Origin of the sequence: Xanthomonas sp. SHU 308 (assembly GCF_000364645.1) — a bacterium.
Lineage (GTDB): Bacteria > Pseudomonadota > Gammaproteobacteria > Xanthomonadales > Xanthomonadaceae > Xanthomonas_A > Xanthomonas_A sontii.
In genome coordinates this window covers 1-5,291 of the sequence record NZ_AQOK01000275.1, presented here as the reverse complement: position 1 = coordinate 5,291, position 5,291 = coordinate 1, and the positions used below count along the sequence as shown (strand labels likewise).

The window sequence follows — 5,291 nt, the reverse complement described above, 5'->3', positions numbered from 1 at the left end:
TCGGCGGGGAGCCGGTCGGCGCGCTGGAACCGGCGCTGGGCGAAGGCCTGCTGGCGCGGCTGGAGCGGGCGCTGAGCGACGCGGGCGTGGCATGAACGGGCCCGCCGCGCACAGCGCCACGCCGCAGGCGTCGGACTGGGATGCGGTCCGCCGCGACTTCCCGCTGCTGATGCGGGAAGTGCACGGCAAGCCGCTGGTGTACTTCGACAACGCCAACACCGGGCAGAAGCCGCTGCAGGTGATCGCGGCGACCGACGCGTTCTATCGCCGCCACAACGCCAACGTCAGTCGCGCGGTGCACGCGCTCGGCAGCGAGGCCACCGAGGCCTACGAGGGTGCGCGGACCCGGCTGGCGCGCTTCCTCAACGTGCGCGCCGACGAGCTGGTGCTGTGCAGCGGCGCCACCTTCGCGCTGAACCTGGTGGCGTACTCGTGGGCACTGCCGCGGCTGCGCGCCGGCGACACCATCCTGGTGTCGCGCATGGAGCACCACGCCAACATCGTGCCCTGGCAACTGGTCGCGCAACGCACCGGCGCCACGGTCAAGGTCGCCGAGATCACCGCCGACGGCGCGCTGGACCTGGACGCGCTGCGCGCGGCGATGACCGCCGACGTCAAGCTGCTGGCCCTGGCGCACGTCTCCAACGTGCTGGGCACGGTCAACCCGGTGCGCGAGATCTGCCGCGAGGCGCGCAAGCGCGGCATCGTCAGCGTCATCGACGGGTCGCAGGCCGCCCCGCACCGACCACTGGACGTGGCCGCGATCGGCTGCGACTTCTACGCCATCACCGGCCACAAGATGTGCGGCCCGACCGGCACCGGCGCGCTGTGGGCGCGGCGCGAGCACCTGCAGGCGATGCCGCCGTTCCTGGGCGGCGGCGAGATGATCAAGGAAGTCAGCTTCGACGGCACCGTGTTCAACGACCCGCCGCACAAGTTCGAGGCCGGCACCCCCAACATCGCCGGTTTCGTCGGCCTCGGCGCGGCGGTGGACTATCTGCAGGGGATCGGGCTGCAGCACGTGGAAGCGCGCGAGACCGAACTGCTCGCGCACCTCACCGAGGAACTGCAGCGGATCGACGGCCTGCGCCTGTTCGGTACCGCACCGGGCAAGGCCGCGGTGGTCTCGTTCCTGATCGAGGGCGCCCACGCCCACGACCTGGCCACCCTGCTCGACCTGGAAGGCGTGGCGGTGCGCTCCGGCCAGCACTGCGCGCACCCCCTGCTGCAGTTCTACGGCGTCGCCGCCACCTGCCGCGCCTCGCTGGCGTTCTACAACACGCATGCCGAGATCGAGCGTTTCGTGGCGGCGTTGCGGAAGGTGCGGGCGCTGTTGGGGTGATTGAAGCTGGGAATCGGGAGTAGGGAATCGGGAATCGGCAAAGCGCTCCACGCACGGACTGTGCCTAGCGGGCAAGAGGTGTCCTCGCCTCCTTGAGAGCGCGCATTCCGATTCCCGATTCACCATTCCCCATTCCCGGCGGCACGCCCTAGAATCGGCCCATGCACACCCTCACCTTCCGCACCGCCACCGTCGACGATCTCGACGCCATCGCCGCGCTGGTCACCTCGGCCTATCGCGGCGACAGCAGCCGCGTCGGCTGGACCACCGAAGCCGACCTGCTCGACGGCAACCGCATCGACCGCGAGGTGCTGCGCGCCGACATCCTGCGTCCGCGCAGCCTGGTGTTGCTGGCCGAGCGCGATGGCGAATTGATCGCCTGCGCGCATGTCGCCGACGAGGACGGTGCCGGCTATTTCGGCATGTTCTCGGTGCAGCCGCAGGCGCAGGGCGGCGGCCTGGGCAAGACCGTGCTGGCCGAGGCCGAGCGCATCGCCTGGCAGGAGTGGCGGTTGCCGCTGATGCGGATGACCGTGATCGACCTGCGCGAGGAACTCATCGCCTTCTACGAGCGCCGCGGCTATCGTCGCACCGGCATCAAGAAGCCGTTTCCGTACGGCGACGCGCGCTTCGGCCTGCCAAAGCGCGAAGACCTGCGTTTCGAGGTGCTGGAAAAGCCGCTGGGCGGTGCCGCATGAGCGAGACCTGGACCTTCGTCTGCGCCGACGGCGAACTGCTGCCGGGCGAAATGAAGACGGTGTGGGACGAGGTGACCGACACGCCGATCGTGGTGTTCAACTTCGACGGCCAGTTCTATGCGCTGGAAGACCGCTGCAGCCACGAGGACTACGAGCTGTCCCCCGGCACCTTCGACCCTGCTGCCGGCAGCATCGAGTGCGTGCTGCACGGCGCCCGCTTCGACGTGCGCGACGGCCGCGCCCTGTGCGCGCCGGCCTACGGCCCGGTGCCGAAGTTTCCGGTGAAGTCCGAACACGGTGGGCTGTGGACCCGCGACGACCGCGGTTGAAGCCGGGCGCTTTTGTCGCCATCCGTCACCAGTCCTCCTTCTCACCGGCCGCGGTACGGGCCGTGGTGTTCCATCCCGCCACCGATTCGGTCTCATCGGTCGCGCACTGCACCCCATCGGGATGACGCCCGACTGAGCGCGGCCGCCAGCAGCACGCGCCCACACCTGGCGGCGCCGGAGCCGGCTGCGGCACACTGTGCGCCTCCCCCTTGCGAGCGCGCCCATGAAGATCGTCGAAGTCCGTCACCCGCTGGTACAGCACAAGATCGGCCTGTTGCGCGACGCGGCGCTGAGCACCAAGGGCTTCCGCGAACTGGTCACCGAGCTGGGCACCCTGCTCGGCTACGAGGCCACCGCCGACCTGGAGACCGAGACCCACACCATGGAGGGTTGGGCCGGCCCGACCCAGGTGCAGCGCATCGCCGGCGCCAAGATCACCCTGGTGCCGATCCTGCGTGCCGGGCTGGGCATGCTGCCGGGCGTGCTGGCGCTGATTCCCGCGGCGCGGGTCAGCGTGGTCGGCCTGCAGCGCGACGAGGAGACGCTGCAGCCGGTGCCCTATTTCGAACGTCTCACCGGACGACTGGAGGAGCGCGACGCGCTGATCCTGGATCCGATGCTGGCCACCGGCGGCACCCTCATCGCCACCGTGGACATGCTCAAGCGCGCCGGCGCGCGGCGGATCAAGGGCATCTTCCTGGTCGCCGCGCCGGAAGGCCTGCAGGCCCTGGAAGCGGCGCACCCGGACGTGGAGGTGTACACCGCCGCCATCGACGACCATCTCAACGAGAAGGGCTACATCCTGCCAGGCCTGGGCGACGCCGGCGACCGCATCTTCGGCACCCGTCTGGGCTGAGCGGCGCCACGGCGCCGGTGGTGGATCAGCGCTGCAGTACCTGCAGCGCGGCGCTCACGTACACCAGCGGCGCATTCCAGTTGATCGCCACTTCGTTGGTGGCGTAGCTGCATTCCTTGTCCAGGTACGACAGCGCCGGCAGCGACGACGTGTAGGCGTGCTTGCACGCGTCGGCGTCCTGCTGCCCCGGCTGCGGACCGCCCACCAGCCATCCCGGCACCGGCGTGGCGACGCCGTCGGCGATGGAGATGCGATGGTGGATGTGCATCGGCGAGCGCGCGCCGATGCCGGTGACGAAGGACATGCCCAGCGGGTTGCGGCCGAGCACGTAGTCCAGCTGCGACTGCGCGGCCTGCAGGTATTCGGGCTTGTGCTGCAACTGGTAGGCCTGCAGCAGCATCATCGCCTGGTTCATCGCGGTGGCGTTGCTGCCCCAGTGGAAATCGGCGTCGCGCATGGTCACGCGCCAGGCCGAGCCCTGCCACACCTGCACCAGGTGATCGGCCAGGCCCTCGATCTCGTCGGCGATGCGCGCCTGGTCGGCACGCGGGGTCAGCCGCGCACGGTGCTGCGCCAGCGACATCCACGCCAGCCCGCCGACCTGGCGCCAGTCGGGCACGCTGGCCGGCACCTTGCGCGCCATCGCCGCCTCGTAGAAGGCGTCGTCGGCGGTAGCCAGATACAACTCGGTCGCGGCCCAGGCGAACTCGTCGTCGAACCGGGTGTCCTCGTAGGCGCCGGTATGCACGTCGGCCGGTTGCGTGTAGGCCACGTCCGGATGCGCCTGCGCCCAGGTCCACGCGCGCCGCGACGCCTCCAGCATGCGCGTGGAGATGCCGCCGAACTGCGCGTCGTACGGCGCGTAGATGCGGCTGGCCTGGGCCATCACCGCAGCGAAGTCGAGCGTGGCCGCGGTGCTCTTCTGCACCACGTAGCGCGGCGCGCGCGCCTGGTCCGGCATCTGCATGCCGGCGAAGTCCAGGTTGGTCAGCTTGTGGTACACGCCGCCGTCGTGCGGGTCCTGCATCGCCAGCAGCCACTGCAGGTTCCAGTCGACCTCGCGCAGGATGTCCGGCACGTCGCCGCCGCTGTCGGGAATGCCTTCCGGGTGCGTGCTGAAGTAGGTGGGGAACTGCTCGTAGGCGGCCAGCAGGGTATAGACGGTGATGCCGGAGCTGACCACGTACTTGTTGTAGTCGCCGGCGTCGTACCAGCCCTTGGGCGCGGCGATCACGGTCCCGGCCGGGCGCTCCGGCGAGGCCGCCGAGGCATGCACCAGCACGTGGTCGTCGGGATGGCCGGCAGCGCGCGCGTGGCGGCCGGCGTAAGTGCCGTCCAGCGCGGTGCTGGCGCGGTTGTAGTAGTAGGCCTTGAGCGCGGCGCGCGACAGCGCGTTGTAGGCGTCTTCGCCGATGGCGAAGCTATCCGAGGGCGGCAGGCCGACGACCTGCAGGCGGTAGCGGCCCGGCGTGCGCAACGCGGAGAAATCGGCGATGCGCACGGTCTGCTGCGCCGGCGGCCACGCCGCGGCGGCGCCGAGGGTGCCGCGCAGCACCACCTCGTCGCCGTCGGCGCGCACAATTGAGAACGCGTCGCCATGCCCATCCGGCACCACCGCCAGCTTGCTCGCGGCAGGCAGGAAACCGACCTGGTTCAGGCGGATCGGCGACGGCACGGTGGTGTCGGCATGCGAGGTGCAGCCGCCCAGCAACAGGCAGGCGAGGAACAGGCAGGACAGGGCATGGGGCAGCTTCATGCGCCGATACTGGCCGGCCATGATGACGGCTGCAAGCGCCACGTTGCGGACGCGCTGGCAGCGGTTCAAGACGCGGCGTTGGACGGCCGCATGCTGCGTTTCTGACAGCGCCGTCAGTGAGGCGTCAGCGTGGGGTCGCCATGCGGCGCCTACGGTGACGGCCTGTCCCCGCTGCCGGCGCCGCCCCGTGACCGCCCTGCCCCCACCGCCCGTTTCCCGTCGCCTGGCGCCGCTCGTGCCGCTGCTGAGTGTGCTGCTGCTCGGCGGCTGCATGGCCGGCCCGGACTACGTGCGCCCGGCGCCGCCGGCC

Annotated in this window: 5 protein-coding genes; 4 read left to right on the top strand and 1 reads right to left on the bottom strand. The window is 70.5% G+C overall.

Annotation, left to right across the window (positions count from 1 at the left end; translation table 11 throughout):
- The first annotated feature begins 91 nt into the window (after positions 1–91).
- The 4 genes from D588_RS0110070 (at position 92) to upp (ending at position 3,225) form a co-directional block, all read left to right on the top strand.
- Complete coding sequence (locus D588_RS0110070; RefSeq protein ID WP_017915887.1) at positions 92–1,342, top strand: cysteine desulfurase; 1,251 nt, start codon at positions 92–94, stop codon at positions 1,340–1,342.
- 161 nt (positions 1,343–1,503) lie between these two features.
- Positions 1,504–2,040, top strand: a complete 537-nt coding sequence (locus D588_RS0110065) for a GNAT family N-acetyltransferase (RefSeq protein ID WP_017915886.1) — start codon at positions 1,504–1,506, stop codon at positions 2,038–2,040.
- On the top strand, positions 2,037–2,369 hold the full coding sequence (locus D588_RS0110060) for a non-heme iron oxygenase ferredoxin subunit (RefSeq protein WP_017915885.1): 333 nt from the start codon (positions 2,037–2,039) through the stop codon (positions 2,367–2,369). Before D588_RS0110065 ends, D588_RS0110060 begins: the two co-directional genes overlap by 4 nt.
- A 223-nt stretch (positions 2,370–2,592) precedes the next feature.
- Entirely contained in the window at positions 2,593–3,225 is a 633-nt protein-coding gene (gene upp / locus D588_RS0110055; RefSeq protein WP_017910423.1) for a uracil phosphoribosyltransferase, read from the top strand.
- Positions 3,226–3,250: 25 nt separating this feature from the next.
- Here upp and D588_RS0110050 read toward each other — a convergent pair whose 3' ends face one another.
- Positions 3,251–4,981, bottom strand: coding sequence for a glycoside hydrolase family 9 protein (locus tag D588_RS0110050; protein WP_232764271.1), 1,731 nt, complete (start codon positions 4,979–4,981; stop codon positions 3,251–3,253).
- Between the last annotated feature and the right edge of the window lie 310 nt (positions 4,982–5,291).

Coding starts and splice junctions, on each gene's coding strand:
- D588_RS0110065 (WP_017915886.1), top strand. CDS start 1,504: ATGCACACCCTCACCTTCCGCACCGCCACCGTCGACGATCTCGACGCC.
- D588_RS0110050 (WP_232764271.1), bottom strand. CDS start 4,981: ATGAAGCTGCCCCATGCCCTGTCCTGCCTGTTCCTCGCCTGCCTGTTG.
- D588_RS0110070 (WP_017915887.1), top strand. CDS start 92: ATGAACGGGCCCGCCGCGCACAGCGCCACGCCGCAGGCGTCGGACTGG.
- D588_RS0110060 (WP_017915885.1), top strand. CDS start 2,037: ATGAGCGAGACCTGGACCTTCGTCTGCGCCGACGGCGAACTGCTGCCG.
- upp (WP_017910423.1), top strand. CDS start 2,593: ATGAAGATCGTCGAAGTCCGTCACCCGCTGGTACAGCACAAGATCGGC.